Source organism: Anaerolineales bacterium, from assembly GCA_003105035.1.
GTDB lineage: Bacteria > Chloroflexota > Anaerolineae > Anaerolineales > UBA4823 > FEB-25.
Map to the genome: position 1 here is coordinate 60,719 of PQAL01000019.1, position 24,680 is coordinate 85,398.

Below are 24,680 nucleotides of genomic sequence, written 5' to 3' on the forward strand. Positions count from 1 at the left end.
TCACCTATGAGGATGTTCTATTGAGTGTTTAAATCAAAGGATTGATCCAGTCATATATTGTCGCAGATGACGCAAACAGAATTGGTCTGGGTGGCAAAAAACAAACCGATCCATACTGACCCCGTTCTGCCAAGGTTTTCATCCGCTCACGGGGATGCCATAATTTCCTAATACGCTGCTGAGCTGCTGTTTCGTTTGGATGAAAAACTCATCCCTCAGCATGTCCAGCAAACTATATTTACGGTATACCCAATCAGCATGATTGTAATTCATGCGATCAACGATCACATAATCGACCTTGCCGACCAACAGTTCTGCCAGTTCAGCTGCACCGGGCAGCATGGGGGCTACCATAACATAGGTACGGAGCTCGCTCTTGTGCAGTTCATCGAGCGCCTCCAGTCGCTCAGCGATTGGAGGCGCGTGGGGCTCAAACAGCCTGCGGATGCCATCGTCTGCGGTGGTGACGCTCAAACCTACCTCCAACCCTTTCGCCGCTTTGAGGATGTCAATATCGCGCACAACCAGGGGTGAGCGGGTTTGGATACTGACGGGCCAGCCGTGATCAGCCAGGATCTCGAGGCATTGGCGGGTAAGCCGATATTTCCGCTCCACAGGCTGGTACGGATCACACACCCCACTGACCCACACCCTTTCAATTTTTTTCTTGCTTATTTGACGGAGTAATAGCTCTGGGGCATTAATCTTGACATCGACAAACTCACCCCACGGCTCATGATGATGGGTGAAGCGCTTCATGAAGCGCGCATAGCAATAGGTACAGGCATGCTGGCAGCCGGTATAGGGGTTCACCACATACGGGTAAACCTTCGAATCAGACAGGATTGACTTGGCCTGGACTTCGCGGATGATCATTGAGCTTACGCCGGGTTATTCTCCTGCGGAATCCCTCAGAACCGCTTCTATGTGCCTGGCGTGCTCCCGCTCGTGCGAGACAAATATCTTCATGATGCCTTCAACCGTGCACTGCCCACCCCAGGGTGCGACAAATTCCTTTTCGTAAATTTCCACAGGCAGACCACGCAACAACCGCAGTACTTTAGCGCGCGCCTCCTGGTAGTCGCGACGTGATTTCTCCAGGGTGACATCCTTGCGCGCCGAGATTGATTCGGAATTGTAATGATCGATCCCATCCGCCATCATCATCACAGGATCTACGCCTCGTGAATACGCCTGCAATGTGGCAGCGACGAGCTCATCCCAGCCGGTGATATGATCCATCAGCTGCTTCACCTTCCAGGTAGGGTAAATGTCTTGCTGCGGGGCGAGCTTTTCCAGGGCAGCATCGAGCTGTGCTCGCGATTTTTCCATGCGGGCGATTAATTTATCTATCCTGGCATCCATTTTTCCCTCGGGTCAACGATGGTATAATCAGCGCGTGAAATTATTCTGTACAGGATACGCTTATTATACAAGTGATTGACCCCCTGCTGTGGAGAAGCTGACGCGTCTTCCCACAGAGGGCGCGTTTTTTTATGAAAATATCAGCAGGGAAATCAAGGTCGGTGAGTATACCAGGAGGCGAGAATGGATAAGACCCAGATGTGCATCGATGAGCAAGTTGAATACTTGATGCGGGGCACAGAATACGGTGATGAGGACCTGAAGCAAGCCATGAAAAATGAGCTGCGCCAGCGCCTGTTGGAAGCCAAGCAGGAGGAACGGCCGCTGAGGGTGTATTGCGGCTACGACCCGACCAAGCCTGACCTTACCCTGGGCCACACCATCACCATGCGTAAACTGGCCCAATTCCAGGAATTGGGGCATGAGGTGACTTTTCTGATCGGCAACTACACGTCGCTGATCGGGGACCCATCCGATAAAGATAAAACTCGCCCGATACTCTCCCCCGAGCAGGTGGCACAAAACGGACTGACCTACGCCGAACAGGCTTTCCATGTGCTGGATCGCAGCAAGACCCTCCTGCGCTACAATGCCGACTGGTTATCCAAACTGACGTTTGAAAGGCTGATCTACCTGTGCTCCAACTTCACCGTGCAGCAGTTCATCACCCGCGAGAATTTCAAGCTGCGTTGGGAAAACGGTGATCCAATCTTTGTGCACGAGTTTTTCTACGCCATCATGCAGGGTTACGATGCCTACTCCATGAAGGCAGATGTACAGGTGGGCGGCACTGACCAGCTGTTCAACATCATTACTGCGGCGCGCAAGATCATGACCTTCCTGGGAGAAAAGCCCAATATCGGCATCATCATGGGAATCCTTCCGGGCACTGACGGTGAAGTCAAGATGAGCAAATCCATGGGGAACTACATTCCCATCAACACCACCTCAGATGATATGTATGGCAAGCTGATGAGCGTGCCAGATAAGGCCATGCCCCAGTATTACCGGCTGGTCACTCGCTGGTCGGTGGCAGAGATCGATGTCCTTGAAAGGGAGATTGCTTCAGGTAAGCTGCACCCGCGCGATGCCAAGATGAAAATGGCGCGTGAGGTCACCGAGATATTTTATGGGGTCGAAGCCGCGCAGCGCGCTGAAGATAACTTCATCAGCGTATTCCAGAAGGGTAGCCTTCCGGATGAAATGCCAGAATATATGATAAAAGCCGGGCAGACCGTGCTGGATGTGCTGCTGGAAGGGAACCTGGCAGGTAGCAAAAGCGAGGGCAGGCGCTTACTGGAGCAGAAAGGCGTGCGCCTGGATGGGGTAACCCTCACCGACGCTAATCAAGTTTTCCCACACCCCGGCGTGTTACAAGCGGGCAAGCGGAAATACCTGAGGGTGATCAGCAAGTAGTCAATAAATAGGAAAGGGCGCATGGAAATCGCATCATGTGCCCTTAATATTTAAATAAGCTACTTTTCGGTGTACAAAGCGTATAATAGCTAGAGCTTAACTGCAAGGAGGATCTTATGAGTGACAGCAATCCCAATGAAAACAAACCGAAGGAAGAATCGATCAGTGAACAGCTGAATGAGCTGGGGAACAACCTGCGGGATGCCCTGCATGCAGCCTGGACAAGTGAAGAACGGCGCAAGCTCCAGCAGGATATTGAAACCGGCCTGGCCAGCCTGGGCGCATCCTTGAGCCAGGCGGCCAAGGACTTCTCTGGCACATCCACGGGCCAAACAATTAAGGAAGACGTCAAAGACCTGCAAGAGCGGTGGCGCACCGGTGAAGTGGGCTCGAAGGTCCATTCTGAGGTCGTCGATGCATTACGCAAAGTGAATGACGAGCTACAAAAAGCTGCCCGAAAGAATACCCCTCCCCCACCGGATCAACCCAGCTCTTAAGAGGAACCATGTTGGACATAGAAAACCTTGTCCGCAGCGGAGAACCTCAGCAGGTGGGTGATGTTGAACTCATCCCCCAAACCAATGTGCTGCAGATCAAGCTGCGTGGGCACAATGCAGGCCTGGTCTGGAACCGGCCCCGGGCAGTATTACTCAGAAGGCCCGATGGCCAGGAAACCATCCTGCCTGTCAAAGATATTACCCGCACGATCATTTGGGGGATGCTGGCGGGAGGTATCTTAGGGGCGGTCTTAATTGGATTGATGAAGCGAGAAAAATAAAGCCTGAGCGTTGAAAAAAGGAGGTAATGCTATGACAGATGAACTGGCAAGCACTCAGCCCGAGCTGGCTGGTTATGAAGCATTTCAAGACACAATGGAGGAATTTTTAGCAGCTGGTGACGTCAGGGTGGTGTACGGTGAACCGATCCAGCACGAAGATACGCTGATCATCCCGACAGCCGAGGTGCTATGCGTGGCTGGTTTCGGTGTCGGAGGAGGTAGCGGCACGGATACCGAGAAAAACCCCGAAAACCTTTCCCGCGGTTCAGGCAGTGGAGGAGGTGGTGGCGGGCGTATTCTATCAAGACCGGTAGCGGTGGTCGTCGCTTCACCCGAAGGTATACGGATAGAACCAGTTGTAGATATCACAAAAATCGCCCTGGCGGGCCTGACTGCGATGGGCTTCATGGTTGGCATGCTATTCCGTATGAGCGGTAGACGGCATAGCTTACCAGAACTGGAAGAATAAGGTTACAAAGATAGTGAATGATCTGAGCATCAAGCTGGGGTATTGAGCTCAATTAGCAAATTTTTCCCTCTTCACGACGTAAATCCTCATGGGAATTTCCACCCGTGAGGATTTTATTTCCCTTGAATTGATGTAGGTTAAAGTTGGGCGTAGATCTAAAGAAATAACCGATGAGATGTGTTGATAGTAAGATAACCCACTTTGATGAGGAGGTTGCGCTACGAAGAAGACCTGTATTTCATCGTAAGGCTGCAATCTGGTAAAATTAACCAGTTATATGGAATGAGTTTTATTCCTTGATATAGAAATAATAGCTATCCTGCGAGGAGGAGTATTATGGATATACAGACAACTGAATTAAAGCGCTGTACCGTCGTCAAGACCAGCGGCCGCATCGACGGCTCCAACGCCCAGGAGTTTGGTCAAGCCCTTAAAGCCATAACTGCTAAGAACACGTACAATATCGTGTTTGATATGAGCGAGGTGAACTTTGTTGCCAGCGCCGGGTGGTGGGTCTTGATCGACACTCAAAAAACATGTAAACCAAGTGGTGAGCTGGTGCTGGTTAAAGTCGACAAAGGTATCAGGGATTCACTAAACCTGGTGGGGATGGGCTCTTACTTCACCATATTTGAGGACCTCACGACCGCGGTAGGTAACTTTTGATAGGCATAATGCCGACACAACGGTTCTCTTGCAGTTTGAATAATCTGGAAAAGATCTGCGATTACGTATCCCAGTATGCCACTGAAGCCGGGTTGGATGAATCGGAGGTGTATGCGGTCCAGCTAGCCGTTGATGAGGCGACTACCAACATCATCGAGCATGGTTATGGCCAGGAATGTCCAAGTCGCATCGATATTACCTGCGAGATCCTGAAAGACGGGCTCAAAGTGGTGATCTATGATGACGCTGAGCCCTTTGACCCATCTTCAGTGCCAGAGCCGGAGGTGAACGTGTCTCTGGATGATATTAAACCGCGCGGTCTGGGTATTTTCCTGATGCGTAAAATGATGGATGAGGTCAGCTATGAGGCTAATCCCGAACTCGGCAATATTTTGACCATGATCAAGCGTCATAAACCAAAATAACAATGAGATAAAAAACAACTGCCCGATGACCTTTGTCGATCACCGGGCAGTTTTTTAACCTTTTTCTCGCCCCAGGATAACCAGGGTCAGGTCATCAAAACGAGACGCATCGCCTACGAAATGATGGACTTTTTCGAGGATATTTTTTTGCACAACCTGAACTGATTTCCCGGAATTCTTCTGAACCGTGTTCAAGATGATTTTCCGATCGATGAATTCACCTGCGTTGTTCTGCGCGTCCGTCACACCATCCGTGTACAGCAGCAAAATCTCACCAGGCAAAATTTCCACCTCATCTTGTGACCAATCGTTTTCTTCATCAATACCAAGTGGCATCCCGGTATTTCCCAGTGTGCGTATCCCAGTAGAGCCAATTAAAAAGGGTGGATTGTGCCCTGCATTTGCATAACATAACGTGCCCGTGACTGGATCGAGCACGCCAAAAAACACCGTGACGAACAGATTCGCACGGGCATTACGCAGGATTTGTTGGTTGGCCGACTTCATGACCTGGGCAGGGTCGCGTGGGTACTGGGTGGCAAATGTGCGAATCAATGTATTGCTCAAGGCCATGTATAAAGCCGAACCCAAGCCCTTATCAGCAACGTCGGCAATCAGGAAGCCTAATTTTCCGTCAGGCAAGCTGATGAAATCATAAAAATCTCCTGCGATCTGGCGAGCAGGCTCGAGGGCAGCAGCGATCTCCCAGCCGGGAATTTGTGGAATCGCCTCGGGTAAAAAGCTAGCCTGGATGGAACGAGCCAGCGAGAGCTCCTGGAGGGTCTTTTGCATCGCCAGAGAATTTCGATACATGCGGGATTGGTGAATGGCCGAGGCTACCTGTGCAGCCAGAGACTGGACGGCAGGCAGCTGCCTGCGCAAAGCCTGGTTGTTCCATGGTATGTTCAAGGTCTGCAGCTCGATGAACACCTCGCCAATCGGCAGATTGGTTTCTTCGTCCATGACCGGGCACAGGATGAGCGGGCCAGCCAGTGTGATAGTCGGGTCCCAGGGCAGGCGTTTACCTGGCATGGAATAATACGCTTCGTTTTTCTCCCGCAGCCACTGCCAGGCTAATTCACGGTTGAACAAGGAGTTTTCCGGATTCTGAACCAGCACTCCCTTGTCTTCCGTCCACACGAGGATCGCCTGCGATGCGAACATGGGCAATACATGGCTTTTCAACACCTCAGCCAGCATAGAGCCATCCGGTGGGGCATCCAGGATGGCGCGCCCTAATTTTTCCAGCTGCTCAATCTGGCTGGATTGCTGCCGGGAGTATTCCGCTGCCTGGCTTAGGCGGCGTGCCAAAATAGCCACAAGCAGCAGGCCAAGGGTGATGAATAAAAATTCGTCCAGTCCTTCTGAAACATAAATCCCGGCTGCTAGAATCCCGAATGGATTAGCGAGGGCAGGTAGCGTGAGTGCCATGAAGAAGAATGAAACAGCCGGCCTGGCTGGAGTGTGTAAAACATTCTTAAGTGACCAGATTACATATCCGATGTAACCTGAGTAGACCACAAGAGAGCACAAATACTGGACAACCACCGCCAGAAATGCTGGAAGGATGTATTCTATCGAGGGACCTGGTATGGGTATTAAACCCCCAACCCTTTGATACACTACCAATGCCACCAGGGTTGCCAGTAGATCTATCGATAGGTCTGCGGATAGCAACCGGCTGCGGTTCCAATACGATTGGGTTGTCTTATCCTTGTTTATTGAGGTGACAAAGGTCATGAAATCCCATAAAACCTTCAACCATAAGGCGGTTGGACCGAGGGTAAGTATTGCAGCCCAAACCGCAATCCCATCCATCGCCCCGTCAGAATTGGCATAGCCACCCGAGCGGATTTCAGTGATGAAGAAGAAACGCAGGCGGTTAAATAAGTAAAGTATTACCGCCATCAGGAGGTAGTCTTTCCAGTAGAGGCGTATAGAAGACCAATCTGACACCCGCAGCAACCAGACCAGGCCGGCCACAGCCATAGGGAAGGTATAGATCAACGTAAGCACGTCGGCTGTACTTGACATGCGTTGCTGGCCAGTCAGGTTTTTTAACTCAGGTCGGATTTTTAGGGCGAGATTATATATGATATCGTTCATAAACCGAGTACTTCCTTGACCATCATCGCAGGACAATCATCCCGGAATCAAGTTTTCCCACTAGCGAGATAAATCCGTTTATGTACTATTCTTTGGCTGAAGATTATAACTGATGCTTGAGTGATGCAGGTTAGGAAAATTTAACCCTTTTTTCTACTCCGACCTTACTTGAGCCTCAAGTAGAACTCACCCGTTGTTATCTCAACTTTGATCTGGTCGAATACTTTCCTGGCTTGATGATATTGAAATGGGGTCAGGCCTCCTGCCTGAAATGCAAGCTCAAATTCATCCTGGTCGAGCTCAACCATCCTGCCGTATGGTCCCACCCATATATCCAGAAACAGGTCGGTGAGCTAGTACTCTCCATCTTTTTTTTCCAGCGGTGTGTCGATATCAACATAGTATCCAAGATGTTTTCCTTGGGTATCGATTAACTCCATTACCGAAAACCACTCCTCGAAAAATAGATGTTTCTGGACTGAGCCGATTAATACTCCTTTGGGAACACTGCCATTCTGCCACCATACCTGTTCACACCAGGCCTGGCTGAATTCCTGGGAGATCTCAGTACGGGTTTTAAGGAAATCCTGAGTTTCTTGTGCCAAACCATCAATATAACGAGTGATGCCTTTACCAGGACGGTAGAAATTAATGATTATCTCCATACACACTCCTGGAGAGAAGATTTAATAAAAATAAAAGACCCGGCTGATGTCGCACCGGGTCCATGGGTATTTTGGATAGTTTTTCCCTTTAATAAGTCAACATTACAGCTTGGCTGGCCAGGCTCAATAACGGTTGGGCAAAGAGGGTCAGCAGAACCACCAACACAGCTGTCAAAGCGGCAGTAAACTGCACCCAAAACTCACGCCTGGCTTCTGGTTCCCCATCGCGCATGTACATGATCACGATGACACGCAGGTAGTAGTATGCGGAGATCAGTGAGGTGAAAACACCGATCAATGCCAGGCCTAGGTAGCCTCCTTCAATGACGGTGCGGAAGAGATAAAATTTCCCCATAAAGCCCAGGGTGGGCGGGACACCCGTGAATGACAGCATGAACACAGCCATGCAGGCAGCCAGGAGGGGGTATTTGCGCGATAGGCCGGCATAATCATCGAGCTCCAGGCCCTTACCTTCGGCTTTCTCCAGGGCGATGACCACTGCCCAGGCTCCAAAGCTGGTCAGGGCATAGGCTACGAGATAGAATAAGGCCGCACTGATGGTATCAGAGCTCACCGTAGAATTACCGTACGGGACCAGTGCCATCAGGATATACCCCGCATGCGCGATGCTTGAGTAAGCCAGCATGCGCTTAATATTCTTCTGAGCGATGGCCACCACATTCCCCAGGAACATGGTCAGGGCGGAAACAGCCCATAGGACCATCGTGAGATCGGTGGACAGGGCGGGGAAAGCAGAAACGAAGATACGCAGCAGAGCTGCAAACCCGGCCGCCTTGGCACCCACCGACATGAAAGCTGTGACTGCGCTGGGTGAGCCGTGGTATACGTCGGGCGTCCACATGTGGAATGGAACGGCTGCGACTTTGAAGCCGAATCCCACCAGGATCAAGGCAGCACCCATCACCAATATGGGGATGTTCGCGATGGAAGCTCCGATTGAAGCGAAGATGGCCGTCAGGTTGGTCGTGCCCGTGGCACCGAATACCAGGGCGATCCCGAAAACAACAAAACCACCCGCAAAAGCACCCATCAGGAAGTATTTAAGCGAGGCTTCTTCTGATTCCACCTGAGGGCGGGCAAAACCAGCCAACACATACAGCGGGATGGAAAGCAGCTCAAGGGCCAGGAAAACCACGATCAGGTCATTGGCCATGGACATGAGAAGCATGCCACTGACAGAGAACAGTAGCAGGGTGTAATACTCACCTTTCTCTATATTCATGCGTTTGAGATAATCGTATGCCAGGACGATGCCTGCCAAACCGCTGCTGAGAAACAAGATGATCAGGAAGGATGAAAAGTCATCGTTGATGACCATGCCATCAAAGGAAGCGGTTGGCTTACCGACCCGCAGGATGGTTAATCCCAGGCTAACAATCAGTCCCACTGCCGCCAGTAGGGCTGTCCAACCCTTGCGCCCTTTGGGTATGAACAGGTCAACAATGAGCAGGATGCAGCTCCAGGCAACCAATACCGCCAGGGGAAGGATGCTATCTAGGTTGTGCAGCAGGTCATTTAATGTCATGCGTCAGTCTCCTACCAACCATGTGCACTTAAGAAAGTAACCATTACCAAAACCTTTACAAACGACAAGTGTCATAGCACTTAACATCATGGAATGACTGAGGCAGTCTGGATGATGGTGACGAGTTTATCGACAGCCGGAGCCATGATATTGAAGAAAAACTTGGGGTATAGCCCGATCCAGAAGAACAGGATCAGCAGGGGCACCAGGGTGACAATCTCACGCCAGTTGATATCCTTGAGAAGCTTGTTGTCTTCCTTGTCAAGCTGCCCGAGGAATAATTTCTGAAACATGAACAGAAGGTAGATGGCTGCCAGGATGACACCGGCTGCGGCAATCCCGGCAAACCAGGGGGATATGTACGCCGAGCCAAAGGCACCCAGGAGAATGGTGAATTCACCGACGAAGCCATTCAGACCCGGGAGGCCCATTGAGGATAATGTGACAATCATTGTCAGGGCACCGTAGATCGGCATGACCTTCCAAAGCCCTCCAAAGGCATCCATCTCGCGCGTGTGGCGGCGCTCATAGATCATGCCGACGACAAGGAACAATGCACCCGTGCTCAATCCGTGGTTGACCATCTGCAGGATACCACCCTGGATGCCCTGTGCATTCAGGGCGAACAAGCCCAGCATCACGAAACCGAGGTGACTCACCGAGGAATAAGCCACCAGTTTCTTGGCATCTTTTTGAGCATAGGAGACAGCAGCCCCGTATAGGATACCGATTACTGCCAGGCCGGCGACCCACGGGGCCAGTTTGACCGCCGCATTCGGGAACATGGAAAGGTTAAAGCGCACAAAACCGTAGGTACCAAGCTTCAGCAAGACACCTGCCAGGATTACCGAGCCAGCCGTCGGGGCTTCCACATGGGCATCGGGCAACCAGGAGTGTAACGGCCACATAGGCACTTTGATGGCAAACGCGGCCCCAAAGGCAATGAACAACCAGAATTGAATATTCGCCGGGATACCACCACGGGCGATCAGCTCGGTCACCGAGAAGGTGCCCTGGTTGATCCCCAGCCACAGGATAGCCAGCAGCATGAGAACGGAGCCGGCCATGGTGTACAAGAAGAACTTCAAGGCTGCGTACATGCGACGCGGTCCACCCCACATGCCAATGATGAAATACATCGGGATCAGGGTGAACTCCCAGAAGATGTAGAACAGGAAGAGGTCAAGAGACACGAAAACGCCCACCATACCCACCTCAAGCAGCAGGAAGAAGATCATGAATTCCTTGACCCGATCTTCAATGGCCGTCCAGGTGGATAGGATAGAGAGTGGGGTCAGCAAGGTGGTGAGCACGACCAGCAAGATGCTCAAGCCATCCACACCCAGGTGGAAGTAAATGGTCCAGTTGGCAAAATTGAACCAGGGTGTGTTAATTTCCATCTGGATATCCGGGTTGCCAACTTGGAAGTAAGTCAGCATCACCACGGATATGGCAAATGTCGCAGTTGAGGTAAGCAGGGCGACCCACCGTATGGCATTTTTCCATTCGGGTTTTAGGAAAAGGATCACCAAAATGCCTACCAGGGGCAGGAAGGTGGTAAGTATGAGCGGGTGGAGTACTAAGTTCATATCTGTTCCTCGGTAGCAAAGTAGCATTCTAAGGTTACACAGTAACCCCGGTCTATCCCAAACGCAAGATCAAGTAGCCGATGATAAAAATCACACCGATAAAGATGGAAAGAGCATAATTCCGTACGAAACCCGACTGCAGCTTGCGCATCTGGGCTGCCAGTTCTTTGAAACCATCTCCCAGGAAATTGGCGAAGCCATCGATGATGCCCAGGTCTATTGGTCCGGCAAGGATGCGCGTAATGCCATTGTAGGCACCCACCAGGATCTTATCGTGGACAAAATCGTGCCAGAAATCCCAATCCACCTTCTCAGCCAGGAAGTGGGAGAGCCATTGGTAGGGCTTCACGATGACATATCCATACAGCTCGTCCACCCAGTATTTATTCTCCAGGAGGGTGAAGACCGGGCCAAGCATGGATCGCAACGGGTCATCGGGTCGTTGATTCAAGGGCAGATGCTCACTCTGGCGGGCACGACGCATATACAGGTACCATGCCAGCAGGATACCCCCGACAGCGATCACGGTGGAGCCGATGGCAATCATGAAATTAAAGCCCACCGCCTCAGCCTCCCCCGCTGCACCGCCTTCCACAACAGCCTTGAAGATATGATCCAGCCAGGTGGTAAAGGTGTGTAAGGTGGGGAAATTTAGAAAACCACCGGTGAGGGATAACAAGGCCAGGATGATTAACGGGATGGTGATGATCGCTTTGCTTTCCACCGCATGTGCGCTCGGTTCCGTGCGTGGCTCACCGAAAAACACCATGAATACCTGGCGACCCATATAAAACGCAGTGAAAAATGCAGCGATCACCAGTAACCATAACACAACCGGGTTCAACGCGTTGGCTTCCGTAAGGATCTCATCCTTTGACCAGAAACCTGCCAGTGGCACGATGCCCGCTAAAGCCAGTGAACCGATCAGATACACCCAAAAGGTGGTTTTCATCTTGGTACGCAGGCCACCCATATTACGCATGTCTTGTGGGTCGAAGTGCGCCTCATGCTTCATGCGCTTGCGTAGGGTTGGGTCATGCATCACATGGTGCTCACCGCGTTCGACGCCCTGGATGACCGAGCCAGCGGAAAGGAAGAGCAGGGCTTTGAAGAAGGCATGCATGACCAGGTGGAACATCCCAGCCACATAAGCCCCCATGCCCACCGCAGCCACCATAAAGCCCAGCTGGCTGATTGTGGAATATGCCAGCACTTTCTTGATATCGAACTGGCCCACAGCAATGGTCGCAGCGAACAGGGCAGTCACCCCACCGACAATTGCCACCCAGTTCTGCGCAACAGGGACAAGTGAGTACATGGCATGTGACCGGGTGATCAAGTACACACCGGCTGTGACCATGGTTGCGGCATGGATCAGTGCAGACACAGGGGTTGGGCCTGCCATGGCATCCGGCAACCAGACGTAAAGGGGGAGCTGGGCAGATTTGCCGGTCACTCCGAGTAGCAGGAACAAGGTGATGGCGATAATGATCGTGGCCGGTACTTGTGGAGCAAGCTCAGCTACCATCTGGAAATCAAACGTGAAGACTCCGCCTGGAGCCAGGGGCTGGAAATACTTGAACATCAGGAAGGCTGCGATCAGGAAGCCAAAATCACCAATACGGTTGACTATGAAAGCTTTCTTGCCTGCCAGGGCATTGCCAATCCCATCCTTGCCCTTGTCATACCAGAAGCTGATCAGCAGGTATGAGCACAACCCTACGCCTTCCCAGCCGATAAACAGCATCATGTAGTTACTGGCACTGACCAGGATCATCATGGCTGCGATGAACAGGTTGAAGTACACAAAGAAGCGGCGGAAGCGCCCAGGGTCACCGTTGTGACGCACATCATCGTGCATGTAACCGACGGCGTAAATATGGATCAGCGTGCCCACCCCGCCTACCACCAGCATCATGGTGACCGAGAGGGTATCCACCCGGAAAGCCCAATCGAGCTGCAGGCTGCCGATTTTGATCCAGTTCAGGTAAGGCAGGGTCATCCCTTCCGGTTGCCCAAGTAGGGCGATGCCCAACAGGACTGCAATGATAAACGACGCCCCTGAAGCCAAACAGGCGATCGTCCCAATGCCTTTTTCCCCGAACCATTTACCCAGGAACAGGTTGATCAGCAAACCAATTACCGGGAAAAAGACTACGAATGGTACCAGGTAAAAGAACTGCCCTGCATTCAATGTTTCACTCAATCCCATGGTGTCTCTCCGTCTACCAGATTAACCCTTCAATGTGCTGATCTGATCCACATCGATGCTGGCCTTGGTGCGGAAGATGGTCACGATCAAAGCCAGGCCGATGGCTACTTCAGCTGCAGCCACCGTCATGATGAAGAAGACGAAAATTTGACCATTCATCGACTGCCAGTACAATGCATAAGCAACGAATGCCAGATTTGCAGCATTTAGCATCAGCTCGATTGACATGAAAACGACGATGGCGTTGCGACGGATAAGCACACCAAGCGTACCGATAATGAACAAAATTACTGAAAGACCAAGGTAGTAATGAACAGGTAGCATGTGCACCTTCCGTTATTTCTTTTCACCCTTGGTGAGGATGATGGCCCCCACCATGGCAACCAGCAGTAAGACCGAAGTGATCTCAAACGGCAGCAGGTAGCTGGTGTATAAACTCGTGCCCACCTGGGAGGGGCTGCCAAATCCCTCGGGCAGCGGTGTGGTCACCAGCGGTGTCACACCCCTCTGGGTGAAGATGATATAGCCTGCTTCTAAAAAGAGGATTACAGCCAGCGCAATCGCCAGGGGGCGCTGCCATTGAATAGCCTGTACTGAGCCGGCCCTCTCTGCTCCCAGGAGCATAATCACAAACAAGAACAGAACCATAATGGCCCCCGTGTACACGCTCACCTGGGCAACGGCGATAAATGGGGCATTCAGCAGTAAGAAGTACACCGCTACTGTGGCAAAGTTCAGCACTAGGAAAAGCGCAGAATAGATCGCGTTGCGGCTGATGAGCATCCCCAGGGCTGATGCAATGGCGACCAGGGCTAACACAAGGAAGAGGAGCAGTTGTATGGTCATAATCTTATTTATCTCTAGAGGTCAATCCTTAGGATTTTCCATCACGGGTATTGAGCGGGTGAATTTACCTGGCTCAACTTTCTGGGGAGTGGGTTTCCCCGCTTCAGGCACGGGCATGATCAGCATTTCCTTGGTGTAGATGGCAGAGCGCCGGTCATAGAAGGAGAGCTCGTAATTATCGCCCAACACGATCGCTTCGGTTGGGCAGGCATCTTCACAGTAACCGCAGAAGATGCAGCGTAGCATGTTGATCTCGTACGTGCTGGCATAACGCTCACCCGGTGAATAGCGTACCTCATCGGTATTTTCCGCCGATTCCACAAAAATCGCATCGGATGGGCAGGCAGCTGCGCACAACGCACAACCGATGCATTTTTCCAATCCGTTCTCATAACGATGCAGGTTATGCCGGCCTTTGAAACGGGCATGCACTGGGCGTTTGACTTCAGGATACTGGTAAGTCACCGGCTTCTCGAACATCGAGCGCAGGATGACCCACAATCCACGAGCTAATTCAACAATGAACATGCCACTAACCTCCCCTCAACACAGTGACGACTGCGGCAATAAATACGTTGAGGAATCCCAGTGGGAGCAATACTTTCCAACCAAAAGCCATCAATCGGTCGTACCTGAAGCGTGGCCAGGTTGCCCGTATCCAGATGAAAACAAAGATCACGATCAAAGTCTTGATAAATAAGTAGATTGGTCCCAACCAGGGTAACTGGTTGATGAATGGACCCAAATAGCCTCCCAGGAAGAGCGTGGCTGCGATCATGCTGATGGCAATGATCTTGATGTATTCAGCCATATAGAACATGGCGAATTTCATGCCTGAATATTCAGTGTGGTACCCTGCAGTCAGCTCGTGTTCTGCTTCAGGTAGATCGAATGGAGCCCGGTTAGTCTCCGCCAGGCCAGCAATCATAAACAGGACGAACCCCAGAGGTTGGGAGAGGTTCCACACGATCCAACCCAGGATGCCATTTGTACCCTGGGCGTTAACGATATCCACCAGGCTCATCGAGCCAGCCAGCAAGGTGACCGACACGAACGATAAGCCAAGTGCCAGCTCGTACGAGATCATCTGGGCAGTTGAGCGCAATCCGCCCATCATGGCATACTTGTTGTTCGATGACCAGCCCGCCAGCACAATCCCGTACACGGCGATGGAAGCGACCGCACCTAGGTAGAGAATGGCCACATTCACGTTTGCCAGGTAAAGGTTGATCTGCCTGCCCAATACCTCGATCGTCGGTCCCCAGGGTACCACTGCAGTGATGATCAGGGCAGGGATGACGGTGATCACAGGAGCCAGCAAGAACAGCAGTTTATCGGCCTTCGCAGGGATGAATTCTTCTTTGAAGATCAGTTTAATGCCATCGGCGACAGGCTGGAATAATCCCCAAGGCCCAGCACGGTTGGGTCCGATGCGGGTTTGCATGCGCGCCAGTGCTTTGCGTTCATAATAGGTGACATAAGCAAAGCCAGCCGTCATAACCAGCAGGATAAGCACGGATTTGATGATATATTCTATGAGTAAGGCAGCTGTCATGCAAACCTCGTTCTGCTAAGCATTCGTCGAGCCTTTAATCAAACAAAATTACTTACTAACGAACTCAATCGCCGCTGGTGAATTGACCGGCAAACCAAGGCTGCGTGGAACCAGGGCAACACCGGCAGGAATTTCGTCATTCGTACGCAGCTCTGCGCTATACTGGCGTCCATCCATGGTGAAGTGCACGGTGGTTCTTTCGGAAATATTAAACCGTATGGCATCCGCTGGATTCATTACCAGGTGTGCCTCAGGCGTGCGTTGGTGCAACAGTTTACTACGATAAATCGTTTGGCCCTGGTCGTACAGGATCGTGACCGGCACCCCAAGGACACTGCCCTCAGGGATTTTCGTTTCGGGCATCTCCAGCCAGGTCAATGCCGGCGTTTGCGATGGCAGGGATAACTGCACCCCTAAACCCTGTTCGTTGGCATACAGGGTGCCGCCGTAATACATTTCACCGCGGCCGACGATCGGCCATTGCTCAGTTACTTCTGCGAGCAGGCGATAATTAAGGCCTTTATAATCCGGAACCTTGGCTGCCAGGCGGTTGAAAATGCGTAACGGGATCGTTTCCAGGTCTACCCCTGCCAGCTTTCCAATGCTTGCAGTGATAGCGTAATCTGCCATATACTCACCGCGAGGCACGCCCGGGTAAAAGCGCTGTACCCTGCGTTCACCACTGGTGAAGGTGCCTTCCCGTTCCGTCCACGGTTGGGCTGGCAGGATGACATCTGCCAATCGGGCAGTCTCAGTCATGAACAGGTCCTGTACAACAACAAATTCGGCATCTTTCAGGGCCTCAGCCAGCGCAGGATCATCCGCAGCCGGGTCAGCCCCTGCAATATAAATCGATTCGGATTGCTTGATTGCTGCCATGAGGTCAGGTGTTGGGCGGAAACCAACTTCCCAGGCTCCCTGGTCATTACCGCGTGACCAGACGGCGATCAAGCCATTGTTCACCTTGCGGACGTGGTTTGTGGTGATCAGCAGGTTGGCGCAGGCTTGTGCGAGGGCTTGTGAGCCTTCCAGGCCGAGCCCCTCACTGCCATAGAAGATGACCAGGTTCTCTGCGGCAGAAATTGCCTCGGCAGCAGTTTTCACTACACTTCCAGCCTGGCTCACCTTGGGTGCCTTGGTTTCTTTCGAAACGTTTTGCCTGGTAGATAAGCTGTTGACCATACCCAACACGATATTGGCTTCAGCGCTATAGTTGTAGCGCACCACCTGGCTGGCATATCGTTCAAGCTTGGTAGGTCGTGGGTTGGCGACGATCAAGGTTGCGCCACGTTCAGCAGCCTGCTTCACTCGCAGCCACCAGACAGGCGCTTCTTCTTCAAGGTCTGACGCAACAACCAGGATCACTGAGCCTTTGCCGAGATCAGACAGGTTGCTGCCTTTAGCCACCCCAAGCTGAGAGACCAGGTCGCCACCCGCCATGTGGGTGTACAGCGCTGAGGTCCCACCCAGACCGGAAGTCAGCTCTTTCAGGTTGAACAAGTCTTCATTGGAGAGGCGTCCGCTGGCGAGGGTCAACAGGCTTTTACCGGCGTGCTTGAAATTCTCAGCCACATAGCTGAGAACTTCGTCCCAGCCAATCTCCACCAGCTCGCCCTCCCGGCGAACCAGCGGCCTGGCCAGGCGCTCCCTGCTCTCCGCGTAGTGATAGCCGAAGCGACCTTTATCGCATATCCACAACTCATTTACGGATTCATTCTGGCGGGGCATGATGCGCTTGATCATGATATCGCCCCTGGAGCGGGCCTCGCGGCGCTCGTTGATGGCCAGGTTGCAGCCCACCGGGCAGTGCGGGCAGATGGACGACGTCATGCACATCTCCCAGGGTCGGGCTTCAAAGCGAAAGTCGCGCGTGGTCAATGCACCCACCGGACAGATATCGGTTGTGTTCCCGGAGAAATAGGAGTCGAAGCCTGGATCAGAATTGGTGAAGATCTGCATGCTGCGCCCGCGATTGGTGAATGAAAGCACCGGATCATCGGCAATGATGCTCTGAAAACGCACGCAGCGGCCGCACTGGATGCAACGTTCACGGTCCAGCAAGATCAACTCACCCAGAGGGAACTTCTTAGCCAGGTGGCATTTTTCGTCATAAGTAAATCGGGAGGTGCCAGGACCATGGCGCAAGGTTAGATTTTGCAGGGGGCACTCGCCACCCTTATCACATATCGGGCAATCCAGTGGGTGCGAAGTAAGCAGGAACTCCAGGATATCCCGGCGCCCTCGGACAGCGTTGGGGGTCGTCCCATGGACCACCATCCCTTCGGATACGGGGGTTGAACAAGCCGTCTCAAGCTTGGCGCCAAATTGAATCTTTGGTGAGCCATCTGCTTCCAACAGAGGGTTCCCCGTGGCACGGTCGATCAGCGGGCGGCCCACTTCCACCAGACACTGGCGGCACATGCCCACTGGCTCCATCTTGGGATGGTAACAGAACACCGGAATATCGATGCCAACCTGCTTGGCGGCGTTCACGATCAGGGTGCCTTCCGGCACGCTCACTGGCTTTCCATCAATTGTCAGGCTAACCATTTTTTTCGTAGGCATATCGACCATTAAATCCTATGCATTGGATTTGGCGGTGGCAGCTTCAAAATCTGCTGGGAAGCGTTCAATGCCTGAGATGGGGGCTTCAATGGAGAACTCACCCAAGGCACACAGGCATTTACCTTTCATTTGACTGGCAACCTCGTGCAACAGCTCAACATCATTCTTTGTGGCTTCACCCGTGCTGATCCGTTCGGTAAGGTGCCTCATCCAGTACGTGCCTTCCCGGCAGGGTGTACACTTGCCGCACGATTCATGAGCAAAAAAGTGGATGGTCTTGTTAATCAGCCAGGGGATATCAACCGAATCATCGATGACAATAACCGAAGCCGAACCCAGCTGTGCCCCAAGCTTGGGGACACTTTCGTAGTCCATCAACGTGTTCAAGGCCTCATCATTGGCAACAATCAATGAGGAGGAGGCGCCAGCCGCCATGATGGCCTTGATCTTATGCCCGCCGGGGATACCGCGCCCATGGTCCATGATCAGCTCGCGAAAGCTGGTGCCGAGTGGAAGCTCATAATTTCCGGGCCGGTTGACACAGCCGGACAGGCTGAAGATTTTCGGGCCCGGGCTTTTCTCGGTGCCGATGGTGCGATACCAGGTTGCGCCACGGTTAATTATGAAAGGCACATTGGTCAGGGTTTCAACGTTATTGACGATGGTTGGCTTGTTGTATAAGCCCACCGCCGGAGGGAATGGCGGGCGCAAGCGGGGCTGGCCAAGCTTGCCCTCGATCGATTCGAGCATGGCCGACTCTTCCCCACAAATGTAGGCTCCTGCCCCCAGGTGAGTGTGCAGGTGAAGCGATATGTTGGTGCCAAACAACTTATCGCCCAGGAATCCTGCCGCTTCCATCTCCCTGATGCATTGATCCAGCTTTTGGGCGATAGGCCAAAATTCACCCCTGAGGTAAATATAACCGTGGTTAGCTTTCACCGCATAGCAGCAAATCGCCACCCCTTCCAGGAACTGGTAGGGATTACCTTCCAGTATCTCGCGATCTTTAAATGTACCCGGTTCCGATTCATCGGCATTGGCAACAACATAATGTGGCCAGTTGTTCCCATCAATAAATGACCACTTCAACCCCGTAGGGAAACCTGCCCCACCCCTGCCCCGCAAGCCGGAAGCCTTGACTTCGTTGGTGACGTCATCGGGGTCCATGCTGGTGACTGCCTTACGTAAGGCGATAAAACCCTCGTTCTGGCGGTAGGTATCGATCTGGTCCAGGCCGGGGATGACACGGTGACGGAGGAGGATATGTTCTGCCATGGCTGTCAAGCCTCCCTCAGCTTGCTGATCACGTCGAGTGCACTCTCAACCGTCTGGTTCTCATGGTATTCAATTCCCTGTGGGCCCTGTACCTGGAACATGGGGGCCTTATCACACCCCGCCAGGCACATGACCGCTTCGACCTTCACCTTTCCATCTGGCGTAGTTTCGCCAACCTTGATCCCCAGGTTTTCACATAATTTTTCAAGAAATTGATCAGCCCCGCGCAAGGCACAGGGCAGGTCAGTACAGACCTGGACATGATATTTCCCGGTCGGTTGATCGTAATAAAGTGTATAAAAGCCGATTATGGAGGCAACTTCCGTGGTGCTCATCTCACATATTTCAGCGATCTGCAGGATCGCATCCTTGGTCACGTAACCGTTATCCAGCTGGGCGAGATACATCAGAGGCATGACTGCTGAACGTTTACCCAGCTCGTCGGCAGGATATTTCGCCAGGATTGCCTGGATTTCGTCGGGATGTTTTTCGAGGAATGGATTCACCGGTCACAATCTCCCAAAACAATATCAACGCTGCCAATGATGGCGACCAGATCAGCGACCAGGTGGCCTTTGGCCAGAACTGGAAGGGCCTGGATGCCCAGGAAGGACGGTGTGCGCATGTGTATTCGGTAAGGTTGATTGCCCCCGTTGCTTTCCAGGTAGTAGCCTAATTCACCTTTTGGTGATTCAACTGGCAAGTATGTCGCACCCTTAGGCACCTTAAATCCTTCGGTCCATAATTTAAAGTGGTGGATGACTGCCTCCATGCTGGTGCCCAGTTCAGCCCGGGGTGGAGGTACGTACTTGCGGTTGTTCGAGCGGAACGGACCGAGAGGCAGTTTATCCAGGGCTTGCTGGATGATACGCAAGGATTGGCGCATTTCTTCAATGCGCACCAGGTACCGGTCATAGACATCACCATGGGTACCGGTTGGGATGACAAAATCGTACTGCTCGTACCCTGAATAAGGCTGGGCTTTGCGCACATCATAAGCCACACCTGATCCTCTCAGCACAGGACCAGTCAGGGACAAGGATATTGCTTGATCGGCGCTGATCCGACCGATTTTCTTGGTCCGGTCAGTGAAGATTGGGTTCTTGGTGAGCAACGCTTCATACTGTTTGATGCGGCCAGGGAACATGCGTAGAAAGCGGCGAACCGCGATCTCAAATTCAGCCGGAATATCGCGCCACAGCCCACCCGGCCTGAAGAAGGTGGTCATCATGCGCTGGCCTGAACACAATTCCTTGATATCGAGGATGGATTCGCGCTCGCGAAAGCAATAGAGAAACATGGATTGGGCAGCCAGGTCGAGCGCCTGCGTCCCCAGCCACACCAGGTGGTTGGAGATGCGTTCCAGCTCAGCCAGAATGACGCGCACCGCCTGTGCACGGGGTGGGACGTCCAGATCAGCCAGCTTCTCGATGGCCAGGCAGTAGGCCAGGTTATTACCGGTGTTATTGAGATAATCAGTCCGGTCGGTCATCACTTCGGCTAGCTCCCAACGCTTGGCTTCCATGTTCTTCTCGATCCCGGTGTGCAGGAAGCCAACATCCGGGATGCAGTTCACAATGACCTCACCGTCCAGCTCAAGCAGCAAGCGCAGCACACCATGTGTGCTGGGGTGCTGGGGGCCCATGTTCAATAAAACAGTCTCACCTTTGAGGGCGCGTTCGGAAACAAGATGCTTCAATTCAGGAAAATCGTATTCCAGTGGCTGTTCCGTCATCGCTAGGCCTCTTCGTAGCGGCCATGGTGCTTCCGCTTATCTATTTCATCATAATTAAAGGTAAACTGAGGTTCTTCATAACCCAGGGGGTAATCCTTGCGGAGAGGGTGCCCTTCCCAGTCGTAGGGCATCAATACCCGGCGAAGGTCGGGGTGGTTCTCAAACTTGATCCCGAACATATCCCACACTTCACGTTCATGCCAGTTTGCCCCCGGATATACACCGGATATGGTTTGAATGGTTGGGTGGTCGCCATTCAACGGTACTCTGATCGCCATGCGCGAGTTCTCAGAGATCGAATAGTAGCCATAGAGCATGTTGAAACGCGGCTCTTCCTCCGGCCAATAATCCACTGCAGTCAGCTCACACAAGAGGTTGAATTTATATTCATCCCGGAGAGCCTGACTGATCTCCACAATCTGTTCCGGCTGGGCGATCAAAGTAGGCGGATAGCTCATGATATCCGACTCTGTTAGCCCGAACCGTTCCTTGATGGTTCTAATCGTTTTCCTCAGATGCTCTTCTGACATATTATTTCACCCGATTAAACCCACGAACCAAGCTTTTCGCCTTTAACTTTTTCGTACAAGGTGATTACCCCGTGAATTAAGGCTTCAGGGCGTGGCGGGCAGCCAGCCACATACACATCGACTGGTACCACTTCATCCACTCCCTGGAGCAAGGCGTAATTATTAAAAACTCCACTGCACGAAGCACAGTCGCCCATGGAGATCACCCACTTGGGATCGGGAAGCTGGTCATATAAACGTCGCAGCACCGGCGCCATCTTACGGGCAACCCTCCCGGCGACAATCATCAGGTCCGATTGCCTGGGGCTGGCGCGCATCAGCTCCATTCCAAAGCGGCTCATGTCATAGTGCGAAGCCTGGGCGCTCATCATCTCGATCGCGCAGCATGCCAAACCAAAAAGCATCGGCCACATGGCATTGATGCGCGCCCAGTCAACCGCTTGTTCAAGGCCGACTGTGACCACACCAAAGTTACCAGCTTTTTGCTCTATTCCCATTCCAGTGCTCCTTTCTTCCAGGCGTAAAAAAGGCCGATCATCAAAATAACAACAAAGATAACCATCTCCACCAGAGCGAATACACCTGAACCGGCCTGAACGAATTGTTTTAGGATCACTGCCCAAGGGATGATAAAAATGATTTCAATATCGAAGAGGATGAAGAGGACTGCTACCAGGTAAAAACGCACTGGTACCCGGCGGGTGCCCGGGCCAATGGGGGTCATACCCGATTCATATGGCATTAACTTGCGCGCCGTTTTTCGCCTGGGACCGAACAGCATGCCTAAAGCGATGATCAGGAAGGCGAATAGGATAGAAAGGATGACAATGACAGCGACAGGGATATAGGAAGCCAGCATTTTACCTCAGCAGTCAAGTAGTTGTTAAGCTAGTAACAAGCAGGTTATATCTGGTAAAGCATGCAGCCAGTCAGTATGGGATTAACAGACAAATTTTAAGCGGTATACCCCATCCTGGCAAGGTGCTACCCGAGCGCGACCGCGTGAAGTTTATCACATGCAAACAGCGGTGTCAATTTGAGTTGATAAAAGCAATATTAATGCCACTGCTTACGGTAAACACCAAGCAGTCCACGCGGATGCTTTCGTGATTTTAATTTAATTTAACGTGTCTCTAAGGTGGATACGGTACGAATGAGCGATCAACTCAAGAAGTCACGCAAGTGCCTGCTGCGAGTCGGGTGGCGCAGCTTGCGCAGGGCTTTGGCTTCAATCTGGCGGATACGCTCGCGGGTGACATTGAACGCTTGACCAACCTCTTCAAGAGTGTGGTCCTTACCATCCAGCAAGCCAAAGCGCATTTCCAACACCTCACGCTCGCGCGGCGAGAGCACTGCCAGAGCATTCTTCACTTGCTCACGTAACATTTCCCTGGCAGCCGCGTCCATGGGTTCCTGGGCTTCTTCATCTTCAATAAAATCACCCAACATCGAGTTGTCTTCGCTGCCGACCGGGCTCTCCAACGACACCGGTTCTTCAGCTGCCCGCAGTACCTGCACCACCTTGGAAGCCGCCTGGTTCCAGCGCATATGCACCTCATGGGGTATCAGGCTGGGTTCACCTTTCACTCTCTGGATCAGCTGCTTGTCCTTGGCATCCACGAAATCAGCTTCCAGAGCCAATTCTTCAGGGGTGGGCGACCGTCCCAAGGTTTGGGTCAGCTGGCGCTGCACCTGCATCAGGCGGTTGAAGGTCTCAAAGATATGCACCGGGATGCGTATGGTGCGCGCCTGGTCTGCGATCGAGCGGCTGATGGACTGGCGTATCCACCAGGTGGCATATGTGCTGAATTTATAGCCCCTGGAAGGGTCAAACTTAGATACCGCTCGTAGCAAACCAAGATTCCCCTCCTGGATGAGGTCGAGGAATGAGCTGCCTCTCCCAAGGTAGCGCTTGGCGACGCTTACCACTAAACGCAGGTTTGATCGGATGAGCATCTGGCGCGATTCCTGTGCGCGAAACTGGACCTCTTCAAGGGTGGACCTGAGCTGGCTTTCAGCGGGAAGCCTGACCAAGTCCTCTTCATGGGTTTTATCTTCAGCTGAGGGGGTTTTCCTGGCTCTCTTTTTCGGCTCACCTTCACTTGCTTGTTCGACTAGATATGGGGCGAGAGAAGGCATTTTGTGCTTTTGGGCGAAGAAGTTATCCGCAGCCATGGCAGTTTCTTCTGGCAGCAGGTACAGGAAGATGAAGACTGTCAATGCATTGCGAGCAACCTGGTCCCAAAAATGATCTACGCCCCACCGCCCATTGTCGAGATATGCACGCAGGTAGGAAGGCGTGGTGATAGCCCAGGTTTGCCTGAGCTGAAGAGCTTCCATATGAATCTTTGTAAAATCCGGGGTATCATAACCCAGGCGCTGGGTGTCTTCAGCCAGCCTGCTCCAGCTGATAATGAGCTCATCCGATAGCGCCATATAGATGTTGGTAGTGATCTGCTGCCCGCGGCGGGCAATTGGGTGGTCACGCATCAACACATTTACCCGGCGGGCAGCTTCGATGCGAGTAGCCAGCCAAAACTCGTGATCGACGCTGAGCAGCTCGATCTCGCCAATTTCCCTGAGGTACAGCCTGACCGGGTCTTCGCTAAGCTCACCTTCCAAAGCGGGGCTGAGCATATCGAAAGTTTCATCTTCAGCGACCTCGCTCAAACCCTGGCTAGCTTGGGCTATCAGATCCTCATCAGGCTCATCAATGATTACTTCTTCATCCAGCTCCGAGACCAAATCGTCAACATCATCAACCGAATTGGCCGGCTGTTGCTTGTCATCCTCATCAGTAAAACCCTCAACACCTGCGATTTCTTCGCGGTTAGCATTTCGCTTGCGAGCCATACAACAATTATCACCTAATTTATCATTTTTGGCGAATCATCTATTGATCAACGAGCTTACCCGAAGATAGCGGTCTTTCCCCAC

The 24,680-nt window shown here is 52.3% G+C and carries 25 protein-coding genes; 6 read left to right on the forward strand and 19 right to left on the reverse strand.

Annotated elements, in window-relative coordinates; all coding sequences use genetic code 11:
• Positions 1-138: 138 nt before the first annotated feature.
• Together C3F13_08855 and C3F13_08860 are read right to left on the reverse strand one after the other, a co-directional pair.
• Positions 139-876, reverse strand: coding sequence for a radical SAM protein (locus tag C3F13_08855; protein ID PWB53514.1), 738 nt, complete (start codon positions 874-876; stop codon positions 139-141).
• Positions 877-891: 15 nt separating this feature from the next.
• Positions 892-1,365 carry a hypothetical protein gene (locus C3F13_08860; GenBank protein ID PWB53515.1) on the reverse strand — a complete coding sequence of 158 codons (474 nt, stop codon included), beginning with the start codon at positions 1,363-1,365 and terminating at the stop codon, positions 892-894.
• A gap of 183 nt (positions 1,366-1,548) precedes the next feature.
• On the opposite strand from C3F13_08860, the gene C3F13_08865 reads away from it, so the two are divergent.
• From C3F13_08865 to C3F13_08890, 6 genes are all read left to right on the forward strand, one after another.
• Positions 1,549-2,781, forward strand: a complete 1,233-nt coding sequence (locus C3F13_08865) for a tyrosine--tRNA ligase (protein ID PWB53516.1) — start codon at positions 1,549-1,551, stop codon at positions 2,779-2,781.
• Between the two features lie 116 nt (positions 2,782-2,897).
• Positions 2,898-3,278, forward strand: coding sequence for a hypothetical protein (locus tag C3F13_08870; GenBank protein ID PWB53517.1), 381 nt, complete (start codon positions 2,898-2,900; stop codon positions 3,276-3,278).
• 8 nt (positions 3,279-3,286) lie between these two features.
• Entirely contained in the window at positions 3,287-3,559 is a 273-nt protein-coding gene (locus tag C3F13_08875; GenBank protein ID PWB53518.1) for a hypothetical protein, read from the forward strand.
• 94 nt (positions 3,560-3,653) lie between these two features.
• Complete coding sequence (locus tag C3F13_08880; GenBank protein ID PWB53619.1) at positions 3,654-4,028, forward strand: hypothetical protein; 375 nt, start codon at positions 3,654-3,656, stop codon at positions 4,026-4,028.
• 336 nt (positions 4,029-4,364) lie between these two features.
• Positions 4,365-4,694 (forward strand): hypothetical protein, encoded by a 330-nt coding sequence (locus tag C3F13_08885; GenBank protein ID PWB53519.1) that lies wholly within the window; start codon positions 4,365-4,367, stop codon positions 4,692-4,694.
• Between the two features lie 8 nt (positions 4,695-4,702).
• On the forward strand, positions 4,703-5,119 hold the full coding sequence (locus C3F13_08890) for a hypothetical protein (GenBank protein ID PWB53520.1): 417 nt from the start codon (positions 4,703-4,705) through the stop codon (positions 5,117-5,119).
• 54 nt (positions 5,120-5,173) lie between these two features.
• Here the strand turns inward: C3F13_08890 and C3F13_08895 are convergent, their stop codons facing one another.
• The 17 genes from C3F13_08895 to C3F13_08975 all read right to left on the reverse strand — a co-directional run bounded on the left by C3F13_08895 (position 5,174) and on the right by C3F13_08975 (position 24,596).
• A complete protein-coding gene (locus C3F13_08895; protein PWB53521.1) occupies positions 5,174-7,225 on the reverse strand; it encodes a hypothetical protein in 2,052 nt (683 codons plus the stop codon).
• 353 nt (positions 7,226-7,578) lie between these two features.
• Positions 7,579-7,890: a hypothetical protein gene (locus C3F13_08900; GenBank protein PWB53522.1), complete on the reverse strand. Its 312-nt coding sequence runs from the start codon at positions 7,888-7,890 to the stop codon at positions 7,579-7,581.
• Between the two features lie 88 nt (positions 7,891-7,978).
• Positions 7,979-9,436 (reverse strand): NADH-quinone oxidoreductase subunit N, encoded by a 1,458-nt coding sequence (locus C3F13_08905; GenBank protein ID PWB53523.1) that lies wholly within the window; start codon positions 9,434-9,436, stop codon positions 7,979-7,981.
• An 86-nt stretch (positions 9,437-9,522) separates the two neighbouring features.
• The gene (locus C3F13_08910) at positions 9,523-11,025 is read right to left on the reverse strand and encodes an NADH-quinone oxidoreductase subunit M (GenBank protein ID PWB53524.1); all 1,503 of its coding nucleotides are present in this window, start codon (positions 11,023-11,025) and stop codon (positions 9,523-9,525) included.
• A 52-nt stretch (positions 11,026-11,077) separates the two neighbouring features.
• Positions 11,078-13,237, reverse strand: coding sequence for an NADH-quinone oxidoreductase subunit L (locus C3F13_08915; protein PWB53525.1), 2,160 nt, complete (start codon positions 13,235-13,237; stop codon positions 11,078-11,080).
• Between the two features lie 21 nt (positions 13,238-13,258).
• Complete coding sequence (locus tag C3F13_08920; GenBank protein PWB53526.1) at positions 13,259-13,561, reverse strand: NADH-quinone oxidoreductase subunit NuoK; 303 nt, start codon at positions 13,559-13,561, stop codon at positions 13,259-13,261.
• A 12-nt stretch (positions 13,562-13,573) separates the two neighbouring features.
• Positions 13,574-14,077 carry an NADH-quinone oxidoreductase subunit J gene (locus C3F13_08925; GenBank protein ID PWB53620.1) on the reverse strand — a complete coding sequence of 168 codons (504 nt, stop codon included), beginning with the start codon at positions 14,075-14,077 and terminating at the stop codon, positions 13,574-13,576.
• A gap of 27 nt (positions 14,078-14,104) precedes the next feature.
• Complete coding sequence (locus C3F13_08930) at positions 14,105-14,611, reverse strand: NADH-quinone oxidoreductase subunit NuoI (GenBank protein ID PWB53527.1); 507 nt, start codon at positions 14,609-14,611, stop codon at positions 14,105-14,107.
• A gap of 4 nt (positions 14,612-14,615) precedes the next feature.
• Positions 14,616-15,638, reverse strand: coding sequence for an NADH-quinone oxidoreductase subunit NuoH (locus tag C3F13_08935; protein PWB53528.1), 1,023 nt, complete (start codon positions 15,636-15,638; stop codon positions 14,616-14,618).
• Positions 15,639-15,686: 48 nt separating this feature from the next.
• A complete protein-coding gene (nuoG, locus tag C3F13_08940) occupies positions 15,687-18,212 on the reverse strand; it encodes an NADH dehydrogenase (quinone) subunit G (GenBank protein PWB53529.1) in 2,526 nt (841 codons plus the stop codon).
• Positions 18,213-18,218: 6 nt separating this feature from the next.
• On the reverse strand, positions 18,219-19,478 hold the full coding sequence (locus C3F13_08945) for an NADH-quinone oxidoreductase subunit NuoF (protein PWB53530.1): 1,260 nt from the start codon (positions 19,476-19,478) through the stop codon (positions 18,219-18,221).
• A gap of 5 nt (positions 19,479-19,483) precedes the next feature.
• Entirely contained in the window at positions 19,484-19,984 is a 501-nt protein-coding gene (locus tag C3F13_08950; protein PWB53531.1) for a hypothetical protein, read from the reverse strand.
• Positions 19,981-21,213 (reverse strand): NADH-quinone oxidoreductase subunit D, encoded by a 1,233-nt coding sequence (locus C3F13_08955; GenBank protein ID PWB53532.1) that lies wholly within the window; start codon positions 21,211-21,213, stop codon positions 19,981-19,983. Before C3F13_08955 ends, C3F13_08950 begins: the two co-directional genes overlap by 4 nt.
• 2 nt (positions 21,214-21,215) lie before the next feature.
• Positions 21,216-21,671 carry an NADH-quinone oxidoreductase subunit C gene (locus tag C3F13_08960; GenBank protein PWB53621.1) on the reverse strand — a complete coding sequence of 152 codons (456 nt, stop codon included), beginning with the start codon at positions 21,669-21,671 and terminating at the stop codon, positions 21,216-21,218.
• An 86-nt stretch (positions 21,672-21,757) separates the two neighbouring features.
• On the reverse strand, positions 21,758-22,240 hold the full coding sequence (locus C3F13_08965; protein PWB53533.1) for an NADH-quinone oxidoreductase subunit B: 483 nt from the start codon (positions 22,238-22,240) through the stop codon (positions 21,758-21,760).
• Positions 22,231-22,602: an NADH-quinone oxidoreductase subunit A gene (locus tag C3F13_08970; GenBank protein PWB53534.1), complete on the reverse strand. Its 372-nt coding sequence runs from the start codon at positions 22,600-22,602 to the stop codon at positions 22,231-22,233. The genes C3F13_08965 and C3F13_08970 overlap by 10 nt, the downstream gene beginning before the upstream one ends.
• Positions 22,603-22,904: 302 nt before the next feature.
• Positions 22,905-24,596, reverse strand: coding sequence for an RNA polymerase sigma factor RpoD (locus tag C3F13_08975; GenBank protein PWB53535.1), 1,692 nt, complete (start codon positions 24,594-24,596; stop codon positions 22,905-22,907).
• Positions 24,597-24,680: the final 84 nt, after the last annotated feature.

Bases quoted from the DNA above. Each gene is read 5' to 3' on its own strand.
- nuoG (PWB53529.1), bottom strand. From the start codon at position 18,212: ATGGTCGATATGCCTACGAAAAAAATGGTTAGCCTGACAATTGATGGA.
- C3F13_08880 (PWB53619.1), top strand. From the start codon at position 3,654: ATGGAGGAATTTTTAGCAGCTGGTGACGTCAGGGTGGTGTACGGTGAA.
- C3F13_08910 (PWB53524.1), bottom strand. From the start codon at position 11,025: ATGAACTTAGTACTCCACCCGCTCATACTTACCACCTTCCTGCCCCTG.
- C3F13_08870 (PWB53517.1), top strand. From the start codon at position 2,898: ATGAGTGACAGCAATCCCAATGAAAACAAACCGAAGGAAGAATCGATC.
- C3F13_08855 (PWB53514.1), bottom strand. From the start codon at position 876: ATGATCATCCGCGAAGTCCAGGCCAAGTCAATCCTGTCTGATTCGAAG.
- C3F13_08875 (PWB53518.1), top strand. From the start codon at position 3,287: ATGTTGGACATAGAAAACCTTGTCCGCAGCGGAGAACCTCAGCAGGTG.
- C3F13_08970 (PWB53534.1), bottom strand. From the start codon at position 22,602: ATGCTGGCTTCCTATATCCCTGTCGCTGTCATTGTCATCCTTTCTATC.
- C3F13_08930 (PWB53527.1), bottom strand. From the start codon at position 14,611: ATGTTCATTGTTGAATTAGCTCGTGGATTGTGGGTCATCCTGCGCTCG.
- C3F13_08945 (PWB53530.1), bottom strand. From the start codon at position 19,478: ATGGCAGAACATATCCTCCTCCGTCACCGTGTCATCCCCGGCCTGGAC.
- C3F13_08865 (PWB53516.1), top strand. From the start codon at position 1,549: ATGGATAAGACCCAGATGTGCATCGATGAGCAAGTTGAATACTTGATG.
- C3F13_08935 (PWB53528.1), bottom strand. From the start codon at position 15,638: ATGACAGCTGCCTTACTCATAGAATATATCATCAAATCCGTGCTTATC.
- C3F13_08960 (PWB53621.1), bottom strand. From the start codon at position 21,671: ATGAGCTATCCGCCTACTTTGATCGCCCAGCCGGAACAGATTGTGGAG.
- C3F13_08900 (PWB53522.1), bottom strand. From the start codon at position 7,890: ATGGAGATAATCATTAATTTCTACCGTCCTGGTAAAGGCATCACTCGT.
- C3F13_08905 (PWB53523.1), bottom strand. From the start codon at position 9,436: ATGACATTAAATGACCTGCTGCACAACCTAGATAGCATCCTTCCCCTG.
- C3F13_08895 (PWB53521.1), bottom strand. From the start codon at position 7,225: ATGAACGATATCATATATAATCTCGCCCTAAAAATCCGACCTGAGTTA.
- C3F13_08965 (PWB53533.1), bottom strand. From the start codon at position 22,240: ATGGGAATAGAGCAAAAAGCTGGTAACTTTGGTGTGGTCACAGTCGGC.
- C3F13_08920 (PWB53526.1), bottom strand. From the start codon at position 13,561: ATGCTACCTGTTCATTACTACCTTGGTCTTTCAGTAATTTTGTTCATT.
- C3F13_08890 (PWB53520.1), top strand. From the start codon at position 4,703: ATGCCGACACAACGGTTCTCTTGCAGTTTGAATAATCTGGAAAAGATC.
- C3F13_08955 (PWB53532.1), bottom strand. From the start codon at position 21,213: ATGACGGAACAGCCACTGGAATACGATTTTCCTGAATTGAAGCATCTT.
- C3F13_08860 (PWB53515.1), bottom strand. From the start codon at position 1,365: ATGGATGCCAGGATAGATAAATTAATCGCCCGCATGGAAAAATCGCGA.
- C3F13_08885 (PWB53519.1), top strand. From the start codon at position 4,365: ATGGATATACAGACAACTGAATTAAAGCGCTGTACCGTCGTCAAGACC.
- C3F13_08915 (PWB53525.1), bottom strand. From the start codon at position 13,237: ATGGGATTGAGTGAAACATTGAATGCAGGGCAGTTCTTTTACCTGGTA.
- C3F13_08975 (PWB53535.1), bottom strand. From the start codon at position 24,596: ATGGCTCGCAAGCGAAATGCTAACCGCGAAGAAATCGCAGGTGTTGAG.